Raw genomic sequence first — 17473 nt, 5'->3', positions numbered from 1 at the left:
AGAGTCTACCTACCTGACGAGGTCCTCCAGGGGGACGGAGGCGTCGGCGAGGGCTTCGGCGTCCACGCGCGTGCGGGCGCGGATGAGCCGCTGGATCGGCTCTGTGACGTCCCACACGTTCACGTTCATCCCGGCGAGGACCCGGCCCTCCTTGAGCCAGAAGGCGATGAACTCGCGCTTGCCGGTGTCGCCCCGGACGACGACCTGGTCGTACGAGCCGGGGGGCGCCCAGCCGGAGTACTCCATGCCCAGGTCGTACTGGTCGGTGAAGAAGTAGGGGACGCGGTCGTAGGAGACCTGCTGCCCCAGCATGGCGCGGGCGGCGACGGGCCCGCCGTTGAGGGCGTTGGCCCAGTGCTCGACGCGGAGCCGGGTGTGGAGCAGCGGGTGGTGGGCGGCGGCCACGTCCCCGGCGGCGAACACGTCGGGGTCGGAGGTGCGCAGCGACTCGTCGACGGCGATGCCGCCGCCGTCGGCCCGGTCGACGAGGGCGAGCCCGGCGTTCTCGGCGAGGGCGGTCCTGGGGGCGGCGCCGATCGCGGCGAGCACGGCGTGCGCCGGGTGCTCCTCGCCGTCGTCGGTGCGGACGGCGAGGACCATGCCGTCCTGGCCGACGATCTCGGTGAGCCGGGCGCCGAAGTGGAAGCGGACGCCCCGGTCGGTGTGCAGATCGGCGAAGAGCTGGCCCAGCTCGGGCCCGAGGACCCGGTGCAGCGGGGTGGGGTCGGACTCGACGACGGTGACCTCGGCGCCGTAGCCGCGTGCGGCGGCGGCGACCTCCAGGCCGATCCAGCCGGCCCCGGCGATCACCAGGTGCCCGTTGTCCCGGCCGAGGCCCGCGAGGACCTGCCGGAGCCGGTCCGCGTGGGCGAGCCTGCGCAGGTGGTGGACGCCCGCGAGCTCGGTGCCGGGGACGTCGAGGCGGCGCGGTTCGGAGCCGGTGGCGAGGAGCAGCTTGTCGTAGCGGATGACGGTGCCGTCACCGAGCCGTACGGTGCGGGCCTCGCGGTCGACGGCGGTGACGGGCTGCCCGAGGTGCAGCTCGATGTCGTTGCGGGCGTACCAGGCGGCCTCCTGGACGAAGACCGTGTCGCGTTCCTTGGCACCGGTGAGGTAGCCCTTGGAGAGGGGCGGGCGTTCGTAGGGGTGATCGCGTTCGTCGCCGATGAGGATCACCCGGCCGTTGAACCCCTCGGCGCGCAGGGTCTCCGCCGCTCTGGCCCCTGCCAGACCCCCGCCGACAATGACAAAGGTCTGATCTGCGTCGACCACGTCTTTCCTCCTCTTTGCGACCGGTTCCAACCTACGCCCCCGGGCGGGCGTCGGGCCGTACCGCCCCGGGGCGCGCATGTGAGCGTCCCGCACCGGGGGTGGCGACGGAAGAGGGCCGACCGGGGGCGCGTTCCGCCGAACGGCCCTGGCCTGCGGGGCGCGGCTCAGCCGTGGTGCGGGCGGAGCCTGGTGTGGAGGGCGCGGGCGGAGGCGTCGGTGAGGGAGGCGATCTGGTCGATGATCACCCGCTTGCGGGCCCGGTCGTCGCGCGCCGCGTCGAACAGGGACCGGAACTGCGGTTCGAGGCCGTCGGGGGCGCGGGCGACCAGGGCCTCGGCCAGTTCGGCGACGACGATCCGCTGGTCGGCGCGGAGCGCCTCCTGTTCGGCGCGCTGCATGACGTACCGGTCGGCGACCGCCTTGAGGACGGCGCACTCGTTGCGCGCGGCGCGGGGGACGACCAGTTCGGCGCCGTACCGGGTGAGCGGCCCGGTCCCGTACTCCTCGCGGGTGGCGGTCTCGGCGGCGAGGCAGAAGCGGCCGATGAGCTGGCTGGTGGCGTCCTTCAGCCGTGCCTGGGCGACGGCGGAGCCGTCGTAGCCGTGCGGCCACCACTCCTGGTCCATGAGCCGGTCGAGGGCCTCGGCCAGCTCCTGGGGGTCGGTGTCCGCCGGTACGTAGCGGCCGACGGCGACGGCCCAGATGTCGGCCCGCTCGGGCTCGGCGAGCAGGAGGTTGGGGTCGATGTGCCCGGCGTGCAGCCCGTCCTCGAAGTCGTGCACCGAGTAGGCCACGTCGTCGGACCAGTCCATGACCTGGGCCTCGAAGCACTTGCGGTGGGCGGGCGCGCCGCTGCGGATCCACGCGAAGACCGGCAGGTCGTCCTCGTAGACGCCGAACTTGGGCGAGCCGGGGTCCTCGGGGTGTCCGCCGCGCGTCCACGGGTACTTGGTGGCGGCGTCGAGGGTGGCCCGGGTGAGGTTGAGTCCGAGGCCGACCGGTTCGCCGTCGGCGTCCCGTACGAAGTGCTTGGGTTCGATGCGGGTGAGGAGGCGGAGCGACTGGGCGTTGCCCTCGAAGCCGCCGCAGTCCCGGGCGACCTCGTTGAGCGCCTGCTCGCCGTTGTGCCCGAAGGGCGGGTGGCCCATGTCGTGGGAGAGGCAGGCGGCTTCGACGAGGTCGGGGTCGCAGCCGAGGGCGGCGCCCAGTTCGCGGCCGACCTGGGCGCATTCCAGGGAGTGGGTGAGCCGGGTGCGGGGGCTGGCGTCCCAGGCGTGGCCCCGGGTGCCGGGGGTGACGACCTGGGTCTTCCCGGCGAGCCTGCGGAGCGCGGCGGAGTGCAGCACGCGGGCGCGGTCGCGCTGGAAGGCGGTGCGGCCCGGCCGTTTGTCGGGCTCGGCGGCCCAGCGCTCGGTGGCGTCGGTGTCGTAGCCGGGGGTGGCGGAGCGGCCCTCGGTGTCCCCGGCGGCGGTACCGGTGGTGCGGTCCGTGCGGGCCTTGTGGTCTGCGTGGCCCGTGCGGTCCTGGTGATCCGTGTGGCTCGTGCGGTCCGTGCGGTCCGTGCTGTGCTCGTTGCCTTCCATGCACCGAAGGTAACCGGCGGGGCCGACAGAAGGGGCCGGGCGGCGGGGGTGGCCACGGGGCCGACGGATCCAGGGGCGGGGTGACCCGGATGGCGGGACGGCCGGGTCCGTACGACGGCCGGTCCCGGCCGGGTGGACCCCGCGCGCGTACGCCGCCCCCTCCTCCGGTCCCCCGGCCCCTGGCCCCCCGGTCTCAGCCGCCTCAGCCGCCTCAGCCGTCCAGCCAGACCCTCAGGGGGCCCGTCCTCTCGAAGCCCGCCGCGAGGGCGGGGGGCAGGTCGTCGCCGGACTCGTAGCCGACGACCGGCTTCGCCGGGTCCGTGAGGGCGAGGCACCCGGCCCACACCCGGGCCGGGTCGGTGCCGTCGGCCGCGAAGAGGTTGGAGACCCCGGTCACGGCGGTGCTCGCGCTGAGGACGGCGCCGCCGAGGAGGCGTCCGTCGGGGCCGTGTCCCACGACGAGGGTCGTCGCGGGGTGGTCCAGGAGTCCGGGGCGGAACAGCGCCGCCTCCTCCGGGTCGCCGCCGCTCCAGGCGAGCGCCCAGTCGGCCAGTTCCCGCGCGGTGGTGACGGTCCGCCAGTCGCCCTCGGCCGGGGGCAGCGGGAGACCGGCCGGGCGGTGGATCCAGTCGGCCTCGAAGAGGAGGCGGAAGCCCTCGGCCGTGAGGTCGAGCCGGGCGTGGCTGTCCTTGACCGAGGCGCCGGGGGCCGTGCGGTCGATTCCGGCCAGGACGTCCCCGGCGGTGGCGTCCTGAGTGAGCGTCACCGCGTCGGGGTAGTACAGCGGGGTGCGGCGGGGACTGCTCCAGGCCCGGGGCCCGAAGGTGCCGGAGATCCCGTGGGCGGCGCACATCGCCTGGCACCACTCGGCGTTGTTGTGGACTGCGTCGTCGATCATGGCGGGATCGTACGATCCTGTTCGATTTCCTTGCTCGCTGTTTACTCCCTGATTCCATTGAGCGGAATACCTTTTCCGCCATGAGAATGTCTCCGCCCGCGCTCCACCGGCGCGTCCTGGCCGAGTTCGTCGGTACCGGCGCCCTCGTCGCCGTCATCGTCGGCTCCGGCATCCGCGCCGACCTCCTGAGCCATGACCTCGGCGTCCGGCTGCTCGCCAACGCCGCCGCCTCCGCGATCGGCCTCGGGCTGATCATCGCGCTCCTCGGGCCGCTCTCCGGCGCCCATCTGAACCCCGTCGTGACGCTCACCGAGTGGTGGACCACCCGCCCCGAGGGCGGCGGCCGGGACGTCGCCGCCTATGTCGCCGCCCAGTTCGCCGGGGCCGTCGCGGGGGCGCTGCTCGCCGAGGCGATGTTCGGGCGGCGGCCCGTCACCTGGTCCACCGCCTCGCTCTCGGCGCCCCATCTGCTCCTCGGCGAGTTCGTCGCCACCGCCGGACTCGTCCTCCTCGTGCAGGGCCTGCGGCACATCGGGCGCTCCTCCCTCGCCCCCGTCGCGGTCGCCGGATACATCGGCGCGGCCATCTGGTTCACCTCCTCCGGTTCCTACGCCAACCCGGCGGCCACCGTCGGCCGCGCGTTCACCGACTCCTTCACCGGCATAGCCCCCTCCTCGGTCCCGGGCTTCGTCGGCGCGCAACTGCTCGGGGGCGTGGCCGGGGTGCTCCTCGCCGGTGTGTTGTACGGAACAAGCCGGGCGTCCGGCGAACCGAATCCGGCCGGATCACGTCGGACCGGGTGACAGCACACCCTTCGGAACACCCCTTCGAACAGCAGGAGGCTCCTCCATGCCGGTCCGGCTCCCCCGGCTCCTCCCCCGCACCACCCGGGCCAGGCGCCGTACCGTCCAGGCCGTGATGGCGGCCTCGGTCCTCGCCCTCCTCCCGGCCACCTGGCTGCACACCACCGCCGCCGGGAAGCTGCGGACGACCGCCGAGGTGCCCGCCCGGGACGTCGGCGTCGTGTTCGGCGCCGGACTGTGGAAGGGGCGCCCCACCCCGTACCTCGCGCACCGGCTCGACACCGCCGCCGAGCTGTACCGGACGGGCAAGGTGCGGGTCCTCCTGGTCACCGGCGACAACAGCAGGACCTCGTACGACGAGCCCAGCGCGATGCGCGTCTACCTGACCGGGCGCGGGGTGCCCGACGACCGGATCGTCAGCGACTACGCCGGTTTCGACACCTGGGACTCCTGTGTCCGCGCCCGGAAGGTCTTCGGGGTCGACCGGGCCGTGCTCGTCACCCAGGACTTCCACATCAAGCGGGCGGTGGCGCTCTGCGGCCGGGCGGGCGTCGACGCCCTGGGGGTCGGGGTGCCCGAACCCCACGACGACACCTGGTACTACGGCACCACCCGGGAACTGTTCGCCGCGGGCAAGGCGGCCCTGGACGCGGGTCTGCGGCCCGACCCGCACTTCCTCGGGCCCGAGGAGAAGGGCGTCACCGAGGCGCTGGCCTCACCCGCCGCCCGGCCGTGAGCGCCGGAACCAGTCGCCGGAGGCGATGAGCGGCCCGAGCGGGGTGCCGGGGGCCGCGAGGTAGACCCACGCGCGCGTGCCGCCGCCGTCCCGGACCCGCAGCACCTCGCGGGCGACCCGCTCGTACCCGGCGTCGCCCTCCATGCGGTCCAGCGCGTCGAGCAGTCCCGCGTACGCCCCCGGCCCGGCCGTCACCAGGGTGCCGACGACGGTTCCCGCGCCGGGCACGGCGTACGGGTAGCCGGGGCCGTCGTGCAGCAGCGCCCCCGGCAGCCGGGCCGCCTCCTCCGCCCCGGTGCGCCCGAGGAGGAGCCGGTCATGGTTGTACGCGCCCGGACGCAGCGTCCCGTAGACGAAGAACGGCAGGGTCACGGGGCACTGGTCTCCTCGGCGAGCCAGGCCAGGTAGGCGGCGGAGGCCCGGACGACGGGGGTGGCGAGGATCTCCGGGGTGTCGTAGTCGTGGGCGGCGAGGAGATGGGCCTCCAGGGCCTCGTACCGGGGCTCCGTGGTCTTCAGGAGGACCTGCCACTCCTCGGCGGTCTCGACGGCCCGCCGCCAGTGGTAGACGGAGGTCACGGGTCCCACGACCTGGCCGCAGGCGGCGAGCCCGGCCTCGACGGCGCCCCGGGCGAGGGCCTCGGCCTTCTCTCGGCTGTCGGTGGTCGTGAGGACGGTGAGGGCGTGTGTGGTCACGTCCTCACCGTAGCCCGCGCGCGGCTTCCCGCGCGGTTCCCTCACACCGCCGCGAACTGGGCCTGGTGCAGGCGGGCGTAGGCGCCGCGCGCCGCGAGGAGTTCCTCGTGGGTGCCCTGCTCGGCGATCGAGCCGTTCTCCATCACCAGGATCACGTCCGCGTCCCGGACCGTGGAGAGCCGGTGGGCGACGACGAAGCTGGTGCGGCCCGCGCGGAGCGCGCTCATGCCCTGCTGGACGAGGAGTTCGGTCCGGGTGTCGACGGAGCTGGTGGCCTCGTCGAGGACCAGGATCACCGGGTCGGAGAGGAACGCGCGGGCCAGGGTGACCAGTTGCCTCTCGCCCTCGCTGAGGCCCCCGCCGTCCTCGTCGAGGAGGGTGTCGTAGCCCTCGGGCAGGGTGCGGACGAACCGGTCGGCGTGCGCGGCGCGGGCCGCCGCCACGATCCGTTCCCGCGAGACCTCGCCGGGTGCCCCGTACGCGATGTTGTCCGCGATGGTCCCGCCGAACAGCCAGGTGTCCTGGAGGACCATGCCGATGCCGGAGCGCAGTTCCTCCCGGGTCATCGCCGCCGTGTCGACGCCGTCGAGGGAGATCCGGCCGCCGGTCACCTCGTGGAACCGGGGGAGCAGGTTGACCAGGGTCGTCTTGCCCGCCCCCGTGGGGCCGACGATCGCGACCGTGCTGCCGGGCTCGACGGTGAGCGAGAGGTCCTCGATGAGCGGCCTGCCCTCCTCGTACCGGAAGGCCACCTTCTCGAAGGAGACCTCGCCGCGGAGTGCGGCGGGCCGCCTCGGTGCGGCCGGGTCCGGGCTCTCCTCCTCGGCGTCGAGGAGGTCGAAGACCCGCTCGGCGGAGGCCACCCCGGACTGGAGGAGGTTGGCCATCGCGGCGACCTGGGTGATCGGGCCGTTGAACTCGTACGAGTACTGGATGAAGGCCTGCACGTCACCGACGGACAGGGTGCCGCTCGCCACCCGCAGTCCGCCGACGACGGCGATGGCGACGTAGTTCAGATTGCCGACGAGGGTCAGCGCGGGCTGGATGAAGCCGGACACGAACTGGGCGCGGAAGCCCGCCCGGTACAGCTCCTCGCCCAGTTCGTCGAAGCGGCGCACGGCCTCGTCGCGGCGGCCGAAGGCGACGACCTCGGTGTGCCCGGTGATCATCTCCTCGACATGGCTGCCGAGCTTGCCGGTGACCGCCCACTGCTTCACGAACTGCGGCTGGGCGCGCCGCCCGACGAAGGCGGCGACGGCGACCGAGACGGGCACGGTGGCGAGGGCGACGAGGGCGAGCGGCGGCGAGATCCAGAACATCATCGCGAGGACGCCGAACAGGGTCAGGACGGCCCTGATCATCTGGCTGAGGGCCTGCTGGAGGGTCTGGGTGACGTTGTCGATGTCGTTGGTGGTGCGGGAGATGACCTCGCCGCGCGACTGCCGGTCGAGATAGGTGAGGGGGAGCCTCGCCAGCTTGTGCTGGGCCCGCTCGCGGAGCCGGTGTCCGGCCCGCTGGACGACGGTGGTGGCGAGCCGGAGCTGGATCCAGGTGAAGAGGGCCGAGCCCGCGACCACCAGGACGGAGAGGACGAGGACCCGGCCGACGGCGGCGAAGTCGACCCCGGAGGGGCCGGTGGCCCCGGAGACGACGAGGTCGGTGGCGCGGCCGAGGAGGAGCGGGCCGAGGACGGAGAGGAGGACGGCCGTGGCGCCCGCGGCGAGGACCGCGAGGAGGAGGGCCCGGTCGGGGGCGAGGGTGCGCAGGAGCCGGAGCCCGGAGGCCCGGAAGGAGAGGGAGCGTTCCGGGACGGCGGCGGCGGGGGCGGGGGCGGGGGCGGGGCCGCGCCGCCGGTCGGTGGGGGCGGGCGCGCCTGAGGCGGTGGCGGGGGTCTTGTCGGTGGGCTGCTGGTCGGTGGGCCGAGGGTCGGTGGGCCGAGGGTCCGTGGGCCGCTGGTCGGTGGCCTGCTGGTCGGTGGGGTGGGTGGGGGTGCCGTCCCGGCCGGGGGGTTCCTCCGTCGCCGGGTTCTCCATGGTGGATGGGTTCATGCCGCTTCCTCCTCGGTGAGCTGCGAGAGGACGATCTCCCGGTAGGTGGCGTTGTCCCTCATCAGGGACGTGTGGGTGCCGGTGCCGACGTTCCGGCCCCGGTCGAGGACGACGATCCGGTCGGCCTCGCGGACGGTGGAGACCCGCTGGGCGACGATCACGACGGTCGCGCCCGCCGTCTCCTCGCGGAGGGCCTCGCGGAGCCGGGCGTCCGTGCGGGGGTCGAGCGCGGAGAAGGAGTCGTCGAAGAGGTAGAGCCGGGGGCGGGCGACGAGGACCCGGGCGATGGCGAGGCGTTGCCGCTGCCCGCCGGAGAAGTTCGTCCCGCCCTGGGAGACCGGCGCGTCGAGCCCGTCCTCCGACTCCCGTACGAAGCCGGCCGCCTGGGCGACCTCCAGGGCGTGCCAGAGTTCCTCGTCGCTCGCGTCGGGCCTGCCGTAACGGAGGTTGGTCGCGACCGTGCCGGAGAAGAGGTACGGCTTCTGCGGGACGAGTCCGACCGTCCTCGCCATCAGCGCCGGGTCGAGCCGCCGGACGTCGACTCCGTCGACCAGCACCTCGCCGCCGGTCGCGTCGAAGAGCCGGGGCACGAGCCCGAGGAGGGTCGACTTGCCGCTGCCGGTCGAGCCCACGATCGCGGTCGTCTCACCGGGCCGGGCGACGAGGCCGACGTCCGTGAGGACCGGCTCCTGCGCGCCCGGGTACCGGAAGCCCGCGCCCCGCACCTCCAGCTCCCCCCGGCCGTCCACGGTCCGCACCGGATCGGCCGGCGGGACCACCGAGGAGCGGGTGTCGAGCACTTCGCGGACGCGCTCGGCGCCCGCTTCGGCCCGGGGCATGTTCATGAGGAGGAAGAGGACCATCATCACGGACATCGCGGTCTGGAGCAGATAGCCGAGGAAGGCGACGAGCACGCCCGGCTGGAACGTGCCGGAGTCGATGCGGTGGGCGCCGACGTACACCAGGGCGACGGTCGTCAGCTCCCAGACGATCAGCACCGTCGGATACATCAGGGCCTGGAGCCGACCGGCCCGGAGGCCGACGGAGAGCAGTTCGTCGTTGGCGGCGCCGAACCGCTCCCTCTCGTACCGGTCGCGGACGAAGGCACGGACCACCCGGACGCCGGTGATCTGCTCGCGCAGCACCCGGTTGGCGCCGTCGACGCGCTCCTGCATCCCCCGGAACAGCGGCCTCATCCGCAGCACGATCGCGCCGACGGCCCCGGCCATCACGGGCACGAAGAGCAGCAGGACCAGGGCGAGCGGCACGTCCTGGCGCAGGGCCATGCCGATCCCGCCGACGCAGAGGAGCGGCGCGGCGACCAGCATGGTCAGGGCCATGACGGTGAAGGTCTGGATCTGCTGGACGTCGTTGGTCGTACGGGTGATGAGGGAGGCGGCGCCGAACCGGCCCCGCTCCCGGGCGGAGAACTCCTGGACCCGGCGGAAGACCTCGGAGCGCAGGTCACGGGCGACGCCCATGGCGATCCTCGCCCCGGTAAAGGTGGCGGCGGCCGCGACCACGGCCTGCAGGAGGGTGACGGCGATCATCACGGCGCCGCCGCTGAGGACCCGGTCGGTGTCCCCGCGCAGGACCCCCTCGTCGATGACACCCGCGTTGAGGGTGGGCAGGGCGAGGGAGGCCAGCGTCTGTACGAGCTGGAGGACGACCAGGAGGACGAGGAGCCGCCGGTGGGGCCGGAGGCGGGGCACGAGCAGCCGCAGGAGCATCGGACCGGCCCCTCACGCGCCGTAGGGGCGGACGGCCTTGGCGTCCCTGAGGGCGTGTCCCCACCAGGCGAGCTGGTCGAGGAGGGCCTTGGCCGCGGCCTCGGCGCCCGCCGGGTCCTTGTGCCGTCCGTCCTCGTCGAACCGGCCGTGGGCGTGCGGGAAGGAGACGGTGTCGCGGATGGTGACGGAGTGCATCTCGGCGTAGACCTGGCGGAGCTGCTCGACGGCCCGCAGACCGCCGGAGATGCCGCCGTACGAGACGAAGGCGACGGGCTTGGCCTGCCATTCGGTGTAGTGCCGGTCGATCAGGTTCTTGAGGGAGGCGGGGAAGGAGTGGTTGTACTCGGGGGTGACGACGACGAAGGCGTCGGCGGCGGCCAGCACGGGGCTGACCTTGGCGAGTTCGGCGAGGACGGCCGGGGAGGGGTTGTACGAGAGGGCGGTGGGGAGGTCGAGGTCGACCAGGTCGACGACGGTGACGGTGAAGTCCTCGCGTTCGGCGAGGCGGGAGAGGAACCAGTCGGCGACGACCGGGGCGAAGCGGCCTTCGCGGTCGCTGGCGACGACGAGGGCGAGCGCGAGGGGCGCGGGGGTGGTGGCGGTGACGGGGGCGGGGGTGACGGATGCCGTGACGGCGTTCGTGATGTCCATGTCGAGGATGGTGGTACCTCAAGTTTGGTTGAGGTCAAGCTCCGACTTTCCGTCCCCCTCCCGAACGGCCTTCCGGTGGAGGCGCGGTGGGGATTCGGCGGTACGGGGAGCGCCCCGGCGGCAGGGGGGTCCCGGCGGTACGGGAGGGCCCCCGGCGGGGCGGACGGCGGCCTGACGGCAGGGGGGTCCCGGCGGTACGGAAAGGGCGTCGCCGCGCGTCGGGGGCAGGGGTTCCGGCGGTACGGGGCAAGCCCCGGCGGAGGGATCGCGCCCTGACCGCGGGGGTCCCGGTCCCGGCCTTCGGCGTCCCGGCCGCGCGGGGAGCGGCGGCCGTACCGTGGGGGCATGACGACTCCGCCCGAACACATCGAGATCGACGGCGCACCGGCGGCCGACCCCGCGCTGCTCGCCACCCTCATGAACGGTTTCGGTCACTTCACGGCGATGCAGGTCCGGAACGGGCGGGTGAGGGGCCTCGGCGCGCATCTCGCCAGGCTCGACCGCTCCACCCGCGAACTGTTCGGCCGGGAGCTGCCCGGCGGGCGGGTCCGCGAGCTGATCGCGAGCGCCCTGACGGCGGCCGGACGGCGGGACGCCTCGGTGCGGGTGTACGTGTACGGGGGCGCCCGGGTCGCGGTGACCGTCGCCCTGCCCGCCGCCGACGGGCCGGGCGCGCCGCAGCGCCTGACGGCCGTGGACTACTGGCGTCCGGCCGCGCACATCAAGCACCTCGGCGGCTTCGGGCAGGCCTACCACCGGGCGGAGGCCCTGCGGGCCGGTTACGACGAGGCGCTGCTCACCTCTCCGCGCGGCGAGATCTCCGAGGGGGCGATCACCAACATCGCCTTCTGGGACGGGACTTCGCTGGTCTGGCCGTCGGCCCCCTGTCTTGAGGGAATCACCATGACCCTGCTCTCGGGGGCCCTGGAATCGGTCCGGCGCCCGGTGACCCAGGCCGATCTGCCGGGCTACCGGGCCGCCCTGGTGACCAACGCCCGGGTCATCGCGCCGGTGACCGCGATCGACGGGGTCGGGTTCGCGGTGGACGAGGAGCTGATGGCCCGGGTGCGCGCGGCCTACGACGCGGTGGAGCCGGAGGCGGTGGCGGGCTGACGCGGCAGTGGCGGGGGCGGGGGCGGGGCGGGAGCGGGCTGATGTGGTGGAGACGGAGGCCGCCCGACGCGATCGAGGCCGTGGAGGGCCGGGGCCCACGACGTCGGAGCACGGGGGGCGGCGTCGCCCCGGGGGTACGTCGTCCTCCATGAGCACGCCCTACCAGGACGCCCGGCACATCGGCCAGGACGCCGTGCGCGCCGCGGCCCTCGGCCGCGCCGTCGAACTGCTGGTGCCGGAGGTCCGGCCGCCCTGACCGTGCGGCGGATCTCCACCGGCATCGGTGCCCGGCTGCCGGCCGGGCCCGGAGGGGAGGGGACCACCGCCCGCTACGACGCACTGCTCGCGGCAGTGTGCCGGGCGTTCGGCACGGAACCGCCGGCGCCCGGGGCCGGGGCTGGGACCGGGGTCGGGGTCGGGGTCGGGGTCGGGACCGAGGCAGGAGTCGGGACCGAGGCCGGGGCCAGGACCAGGACCTCCCGGTCCTCCCCGCCCGTGGAGGGCGGCCGATGACGACGGCCCGCCACGACCGCCGCCGCCCCTCCGGAAGCCGGGCGCCGGAGCCGTACCGCCCCGCAAGGGTTCCGAGTCCGGTCACCCGTTCGGCACCGCGTGTCGCCTGACGCCCCGAAACCCGCTCCGACCTGCGGGGACTCCAGAAATCCAGCCGACACACCGCACCGGACGGCCCAATCCTGATGCCCCATCAGCAGGCGGGGGGCGCGCCACGGCTCTTATCTCGGTCCTATGAAGGCCACTGCCGGGAAGTCCCTCCCGGCAGGACCGCCCCGCATGACCGCTCGCGCGCCCCGGAGGCTCCCCTATGCGCACCCCTGTCCGCCTGCTCACCGGTACCGCGCTGACGGTCGTCGCGCTCGGGACGTTCGCCGCCCCGGTCGCGTACGCCAACAACGGCAACGAGAACGACCGCAACAACAGCAATCACCACGACAACGGCCGCCCCGAGTTCCTGGAGATCTACCCGTCCTCCGCCGAACCCGGTACGAGCGTCACCGTCAGCACCCGCGCCTGCGGTGAGCACGGTCACGGCGTCGGTGACGCGAACTCGCTCGGCGCGGGCGAGTTCCAGCTGAACCCGAGCACGCACAAGGAAGTCGTGGTCGGACGGTTCCACGTGCCGGAGCACGCCAGGTCCGGCACCCACGGCATCAGCGTGGCCTGCGACAACGGCAGGACGGCCCGGGGCGAGCTGACCGTCAGGCACCGGGGTCCGAGCGGGCACGTCCAGACCGGTGTCGGGGGCAGCGTGGGCCCCGACACCGCCCAGGTCACGGCAGGTGCGGCGGTGCTGGCCGCGACTGCCGTGGGCGGGGTCTGGCTCCTGCGCCGCCGGGCGAGCGGCGCGCAGGGCCACTGACGGAGCGCGGCCGAGGAGCGGGCCCCGGGCGTGACGCTCCGGACACCTCCCGAGGACCACCGCCCGCCCTGCCCCCGCCGCCCGTCGCACGGGCCCGGCGGGGGCAGGGCCACCTCCACGAACCGACAGGGGGAACCCAGGTGAGCAACAGGAGCAAGGGCTGGGGCCTGGCCGTCGCCGCCTGTGTCGGGCTCTGGCTCGTCCAGAACGGCTCCGAGCAGGTCACCCCGCCCGTGCCGTCGGCGGCCCAGGCCTTCGCCGCCGGTCCGAGCGTGCACACCGACGCCGCCGCCGACCCGCTGCCGCCGTCGCCGCCGGTCCGGCTCCGTATCCCCGAGACCGACGTGGACACCCCGATGGCACCGCTCGGACTCGCGGCGAACGGCTCGCTCGACGTGCCGCCCGCCTCGGACCGGAACCTGGCCGGCTGGTACCGGGACGGCACCACGCCCGGCTCCAAGGGCACGGCGATCGTCGCGGGCCATGTCGACAACGCCGAGGGGCCGGCCGTCTTCTACACGCTCGGCGCGCTGCGCAAGGGCCACCGGATCGAGGTCGACCGGCAGGACGGGCGCACGGCGGTGTTCACCGTCGACGCGGTCGAGGTGTACGAGAACAAGGACTTCCCCGACCGGAAGGTGTACGACGAGGCGGGCCGGGCCGAGATCCGGGTGATCACCTGCGGCGGGGGCTTCTCGAAGAAGAACGGCTACCAGGGGAACGTGGTCGCCTTCGGCCACCTCATCGGGGTGAGATGACCCCGGGCCCGTGTCCCGTCCGGGCTCACGCCCACTGGTCGAAGGCGAGCTTCGCGACCAGGGACAGGACCACGACGAGCAGCACCCCGCGCACGAACTCGGCGCCCCTGCTCAGGGCCATCCGCGCCCCGACGGTCCCGCCCACCAGGTTGAAGACCGCCATGACGGCGGCCAGCTGCCAGTACACGCTGCCCTGGTGGGCGAACATGACGAGCGCGCCCGCGTTGGTGCAGACGTTGACGATCTTCGCGGTCGCGGAGGCCGTCACCAGGTCGAGGTGGAGCACCGCGGTCAGCGCGAGGACCAGGAAGGTGCCGGTGCCCGGCCCGAACAGTCCGTCGTAGAAGCCGATGCCACCGCCCACGACGACGATCGCGGTCACGATCCGCGCCCGGGTCAGCGGCGCCCGGTCCGCCCCCTCCGGCTTCGCCCCGAACGACGGCCGCAGCACCACGAAGGCCGCCACCGCGAGCAGCACCACCATGATGACCGGGCGCAGCACGTCACTGCTGATCCCGGCGGCGAAGAAGGCCCCGCCCATGGAGCCCGTGAGCGCGGCGAGCCCGATGCGGACCGCCGTCCACACCTTGACCGGCGCCTTGCGGACGTAGGTGACGGCGGCCCCCGAGGTGCCCACGATCGAGACGGCCTTGTTGGTGCCGAGGATGTGCGCGGCGGGGACGTTCGGGAGGCCCAGCAGCAGGGCGGGCAGCAGGAGCAGGCCCCCGCCGCCGACCACGGCGTCGATCCAGCCCGCCACCAGCGCGGCGAGGCACAGCAGGACGAGGGTGGTCAGCGATATGTCGGGCATGGCCGTGAGCCTAGGGAGACGGTCGTTGCCCCGTCCATCGATCGCCGGATAGTTGAGCTACGTCTGAGCTTGCGGCGCCCGGCTCCCGGTCCGGGGCGGGCGGGGCGGCCGGACTGACGGAGGCGGTGAGCAGGGTCGCGGTGATCGCTCCGGCGCCGACGAGGGCGGTCGCCAGCCGTCGCCGGGCCCGCTCGACGGAGACGGCCGCGAACGGGGTCCGGGGCGCGCCGTGCCTGCCCCGGCGGGCCCGCGCCCCGGACGGCGGCGCAGCCGGTGCGTCCACCGCTCCCGGTACGTCCACCGCCTCCCGTACGTCCACCGTTCCCCGGGCGTCCGTCGTACACCGTCGGGCGTCCGGCCCGCTCGTCTCGCTAGGCATGGTCGAAGTCCTCGCTGTGGATGCGGGAGGCCGGCACTCCGGCCCGGATCAGGTTGGCGGTGGCGGCCCGTGCCATCGCGGGCGGCCCGCACAGGTAGACGTCGTGGACGGCGAGGTCGGGCACCAGCTCGCGCAGGGCGCGCGGGGCGAGCGGGTCGAAGGAGCCGTCCGAGGGGCCGAGGAGGAAGTGCAGCGCGGCCCGGCGTTCGCGGGCGATGCCCTCCAGTTCGGCGCGCAGGACGAGCCCGGCCGCGTCGGACGCCCGGTAGAGGAGGGTGACGTCGCCGGGCCCGCCGGGCAGCGTCTCGAAGAGGGCCCGCAGCGGGGTGATGCCGACGCCCCCGGCGAGCAGCAGGACCTTGCGGCGGGTGCGGCGGTGGGCGGTGAGCGCCCCGAACGGACCCGAGGCCAGGACCCGGGTGCCGGGGCGCAGCCGCCGGATGCGCCGGGTGTGGTCGCCGAGCGCCTTGACCGTGATCCGCAGGGTGTCGTCGCGGACCGGCGCGGAGAGGGAGAAGGGCAGCGCGGTGGCCCAGAGCCCGCGCCGCAGGAACCGCCAGCGGAAGAACTGGCCGGGTTCGGCGCGGAGCCGGGCCACTCCCCTGCCCCGGACGAGGACGGAGACGACCCCGGGCCCCTCGTCGCGGACCTCGACGACCCGCAGGTCGTGGCGGAGGGCGGCGCGGACGGGGACGACGAGCCGGTACCAGACGAGGAGGACGGCGACGGTGCCGTGGGCCATCGACCAGAGCCAGCGGGTGAGGAGGCTGCCCGCGAGGTCGGGCCCGGCGAGCTGGTGGACGAAGCCGAGGGCGGCGGCGAGCAGAGCGCCGAGGTGGACGGCCCGCCAGGTCTCGTGCCGGACCCGGCGGCGGACGGCCCGCGCGGAGGTGACGCCCACGGCGACGAAGAGGGCGGTGCCCGCGGTGGCGGCGGCGAGCGCCGGGTACGAAAGGAGGTGCCCGGTGGCGGTGATCAGGTCGGTACGGGTGTGGGCGGCGTAACCGCAGAGGGCGAGGAGCGCGTGCGCGCCGATGAGCCCGAGGACGTACCGGCCGCCGAGGGCGTGCCAGCGGGCGAGCCGGTCGGCGCCGACGCCGTGCTCGACGGCCGGGACACGGGCCATGAGCAGCAGCAGGACGAGGACGCCGTATCCGGCGAGGAGGCCGGTGAGGTGGGCCCCGGTGGCGAAGAGGACGTCGAGCCGGGCGGACGGCCGGGCCTGGACGCCCCACAGCAGGGCGACCGCCCCGGCACCGGCGAGGATGCCGGTCCGCAGCCGGTCGGGGGCGAGCCGGAGCGGGGGGACGTCGGGGTCGGGGTGAGGGGCGGGGGCACGGACGCCCGGGGCGGGGTGGGTGCGGTCAGTGGGGAGGGGTGGGGCGGTGGGGTGAACGCGGCCGACGGGATGGAGCGGGGCGGTGGGGCGAGTACGGCCGACAGGGCGGGGCGGGCCCGAGGGCCGGGGCGGAGCGGCGGGCGAGGGCGGGGCCGGTGGGGCGGGCAGGGGCACGTACGGGGGGTGGGGGCTGGACTCGGGGGTCACGTCCGGCACCCTAGGTCCGCCTCCGGACGCGAATCCGCTGCTCGGGCCCGTCCTCCTGATCCTTAAGGCAGGCTTGAGCCGAGGCTGACCACGGGTTAACCCCCGGCGGCGGAGCCGCGCCGGACGGGGCCGGGACCGGCGGCCGGGACCAGCGGCCGGACGGGGCCGCCGGACGGGGCCGCCGAACGGGGCCGCCGGACGCCGGATTCCCCGGTTCCTCCCCGTCCCCCGTCCGTCCCCTCTCCGTCCCCCGTCCGTCCCTCTCCGGACGTCGGTTCGTCGTGAGCGGACATCCGGCCGCCCCGCGAGCGCCCGGCGGCCCGACCGGTGCGGGCGCCCGGCCCGACCCGGGCCGGTTCCTTGACCGATCGTTCCGGAAAAAGCTTGACCGCTCGTTCCAGAAAGCCGTACGGTCCTCTCGTGGCCAGGACCAAGGAATTCGATCCCGACGCCGCGCTCCAGGCAGCGCTCGACCTGTTCTGGGCGCGCGGCTACGAGGCGACGGCGATGTCGGACCTCGTGGAGCACCTCGGCATCGGCCGGGCCAGCATCTACGCGACCTTCGGCAACAAGCACGAGCTGTATCTGAAGGCGATGGACCGCTACCTGGAGACCCGCGACCCGGACCTCACCGAGGAACTGTCAGCGCCGGGTCCGGCACTGCCCGCCGTCCGCGCGCTCGTCCGCCGCTTCGCCGCCGAGGCGTCGACCGAGGGGGAGCGCCTGAACGGCTGTTTCGTCACCAACTCGGCGGCGGAGCTGGGACCGCACGACACGAAGGTGGCGCGCCGGGTCGAGCTGAGCTGGGAGCAGATCGAGACACTCCTGCACGCGTCGCTCGCACGGGCGCGCGCCGGGGGCGAGCTCCCGGCCGACCGCGACCCACGGGCGCTCGCCCGGATGCTGCTCGTCCTGATGCAGGGCATCCGGGTGGTCGGCAAGGTGTCGGGCGATCCGGCCCGGGTCCGCGACGCGACGGAGCAGGCACTGACCCTGCTGGACTGAACGACCCGGAAAAGGCGCCCACGGGGGAGGCGCCTTTTCTTCGGCGCTCATACTGGAACGTACGGTC

Annotated in this window: 16 protein-coding genes; 6 read left to right on the top strand and 10 right to left on the bottom strand. The window is 74.4% G+C overall.

Going from position 1 to position 17473, the window contains the following annotated elements:
* Positions 1–9: 9 nt before the first annotated feature.
* The 3 genes from ACIO92_RS05965 to ACIO92_RS05955 form a co-directional block, all read right to left on the bottom strand.
* Entirely contained in the window at positions 10–1272 is a 1263-nt protein-coding gene (locus tag ACIO92_RS05965; RefSeq protein ID WP_366440472.1) for an FAD-dependent oxidoreductase, read from the bottom strand.
* Positions 1273–1436: 164 nt separating this feature from the next.
* Entirely contained in the window at positions 1437–2855 is a 1419-nt protein-coding gene (locus tag ACIO92_RS05960) for a deoxyguanosinetriphosphate triphosphohydrolase (RefSeq protein ID WP_402279789.1), read from the bottom strand.
* Positions 2856–3066: 211 nt separating this feature from the next.
* Complete coding sequence (locus tag ACIO92_RS05955; RefSeq protein WP_401238126.1) at positions 3067–3753, bottom strand: hypothetical protein; 687 nt, start codon at positions 3751–3753, stop codon at positions 3067–3069.
* 80 nt (positions 3754–3833) lie between these two features.
* Here ACIO92_RS05955 and ACIO92_RS05950 point away from each other — a divergent pair, with 80 nt between their 5' ends.
* Both ACIO92_RS05950 and ACIO92_RS05945 read left to right on the top strand, forming a co-directional pair.
* Positions 3834–4556: an aquaporin gene (locus ACIO92_RS05950; protein WP_402279792.1), complete on the top strand. Its 723-nt coding sequence runs from the start codon at positions 3834–3836 to the stop codon at positions 4554–4556.
* A gap of 46 nt (positions 4557–4602) precedes the next feature.
* Positions 4603–5292 (top strand): ElyC/SanA/YdcF family protein, encoded by a 690-nt coding sequence (locus ACIO92_RS05945; protein ID WP_366440476.1) that lies wholly within the window; start codon positions 4603–4605, stop codon positions 5290–5292.
* Here ACIO92_RS05945 and ACIO92_RS05940 read toward each other — a convergent pair.
* Genes ACIO92_RS05940 through ACIO92_RS05920 form a run of 5 tightly spaced genes read right to left on the bottom strand, consistent with a single transcriptional unit; the run spans position 5272 to position 10416 of the window.
* Positions 5272–5664, bottom strand: coding sequence for a gamma-glutamylcyclotransferase (locus tag ACIO92_RS05940; RefSeq protein ID WP_366440477.1), 393 nt, complete (start codon positions 5662–5664; stop codon positions 5272–5274). The genes ACIO92_RS05945 and ACIO92_RS05940 overlap by 21 nt on opposite strands.
* Positions 5661–5987, bottom strand: coding sequence for a divalent-cation tolerance protein CutA (cutA, locus tag ACIO92_RS05935; RefSeq protein ID WP_401238122.1), 327 nt, complete (start codon positions 5985–5987; stop codon positions 5661–5663). Before cutA ends, ACIO92_RS05940 begins: the two co-directional genes overlap by 4 nt.
* Before the next feature lie 41 nt (positions 5988–6028).
* Positions 6029–8035, bottom strand: a complete 2007-nt coding sequence (locus ACIO92_RS05930; RefSeq protein WP_402279794.1) for an ABC transporter ATP-binding protein — start codon at positions 8033–8035, stop codon at positions 6029–6031.
* Positions 8032–9765, bottom strand: coding sequence for an ABC transporter ATP-binding protein (locus ACIO92_RS05925; RefSeq protein ID WP_402055319.1), 1734 nt, complete (start codon positions 9763–9765; stop codon positions 8032–8034). The genes ACIO92_RS05930 and ACIO92_RS05925 overlap by 4 nt, the downstream gene beginning before the upstream one ends.
* A 12-nt stretch (positions 9766–9777) precedes the next feature.
* Entirely contained in the window at positions 9778–10416 is a 639-nt protein-coding gene (locus tag ACIO92_RS05920; RefSeq protein ID WP_401238113.1) for an NADPH-dependent FMN reductase, read from the bottom strand.
* Positions 10417–10761: 345 nt separating this feature from the next.
* Between ACIO92_RS05920 and ACIO92_RS05915 the strand changes: the two genes are divergently transcribed.
* From ACIO92_RS05915 to ACIO92_RS05905, 3 genes are all read left to right on the top strand, one after another.
* The gene (locus tag ACIO92_RS05915) at positions 10762–11529 is read left to right on the top strand and encodes an aminotransferase class IV (RefSeq protein WP_366440482.1); all 768 of its coding nucleotides are present in this window, start codon (positions 10762–10764) and stop codon (positions 11527–11529) included.
* A gap of 823 nt (positions 11530–12352) precedes the next feature.
* Positions 12353–12907, top strand: a complete 555-nt coding sequence (locus tag ACIO92_RS05910) for a hypothetical protein (RefSeq protein ID WP_402279797.1) — start codon at positions 12353–12355, stop codon at positions 12905–12907.
* A 140-nt stretch (positions 12908–13047) separates the two neighbouring features.
* A complete protein-coding gene (locus tag ACIO92_RS05905) occupies positions 13048–13665 on the top strand; it encodes a class F sortase (RefSeq protein WP_366440484.1) in 618 nt (205 codons plus the stop codon).
* Positions 13666–13690: 25 nt separating this feature from the next.
* Here the strand turns inward: ACIO92_RS05905 and ACIO92_RS05900 are convergent, their stop codons facing one another.
* Together ACIO92_RS05900 and ACIO92_RS05895 are read right to left on the bottom strand one after the other, a co-directional pair.
* Complete coding sequence (locus ACIO92_RS05900) at positions 13691–14476, bottom strand: TSUP family transporter (protein WP_366440485.1); 786 nt, start codon at positions 14474–14476, stop codon at positions 13691–13693.
* A 371-nt stretch (positions 14477–14847) separates the two neighbouring features.
* Positions 14848–16401 (bottom strand): ferric reductase-like transmembrane domain-containing protein, encoded by a 1554-nt coding sequence (locus ACIO92_RS05895; protein ID WP_402279799.1) that lies wholly within the window; start codon positions 16399–16401, stop codon positions 14848–14850.
* Positions 16402–16821: 420 nt separating this feature from the next.
* Between ACIO92_RS05895 and ACIO92_RS05890 the strand changes: the two genes are divergently transcribed.
* Positions 16822–17406, top strand: coding sequence for a TetR/AcrR family transcriptional regulator (locus ACIO92_RS05890; RefSeq protein ID WP_401238098.1), 585 nt, complete (start codon positions 16822–16824; stop codon positions 17404–17406).
* Positions 17407–17473 lie beyond the last annotated feature (67 nt).

Origin of the sequence: Streptomyces sp. NPDC087215, from assembly GCF_044744885.1 — a bacterium.
Lineage (GTDB): Bacteria > Actinomycetota > Actinomycetes > Streptomycetales > Streptomycetaceae > Streptomyces.
The sequence above is the reverse complement of the archived record's forward strand: the minus strand, read 5'-3'. Positions and strand labels throughout refer to the sequence as shown.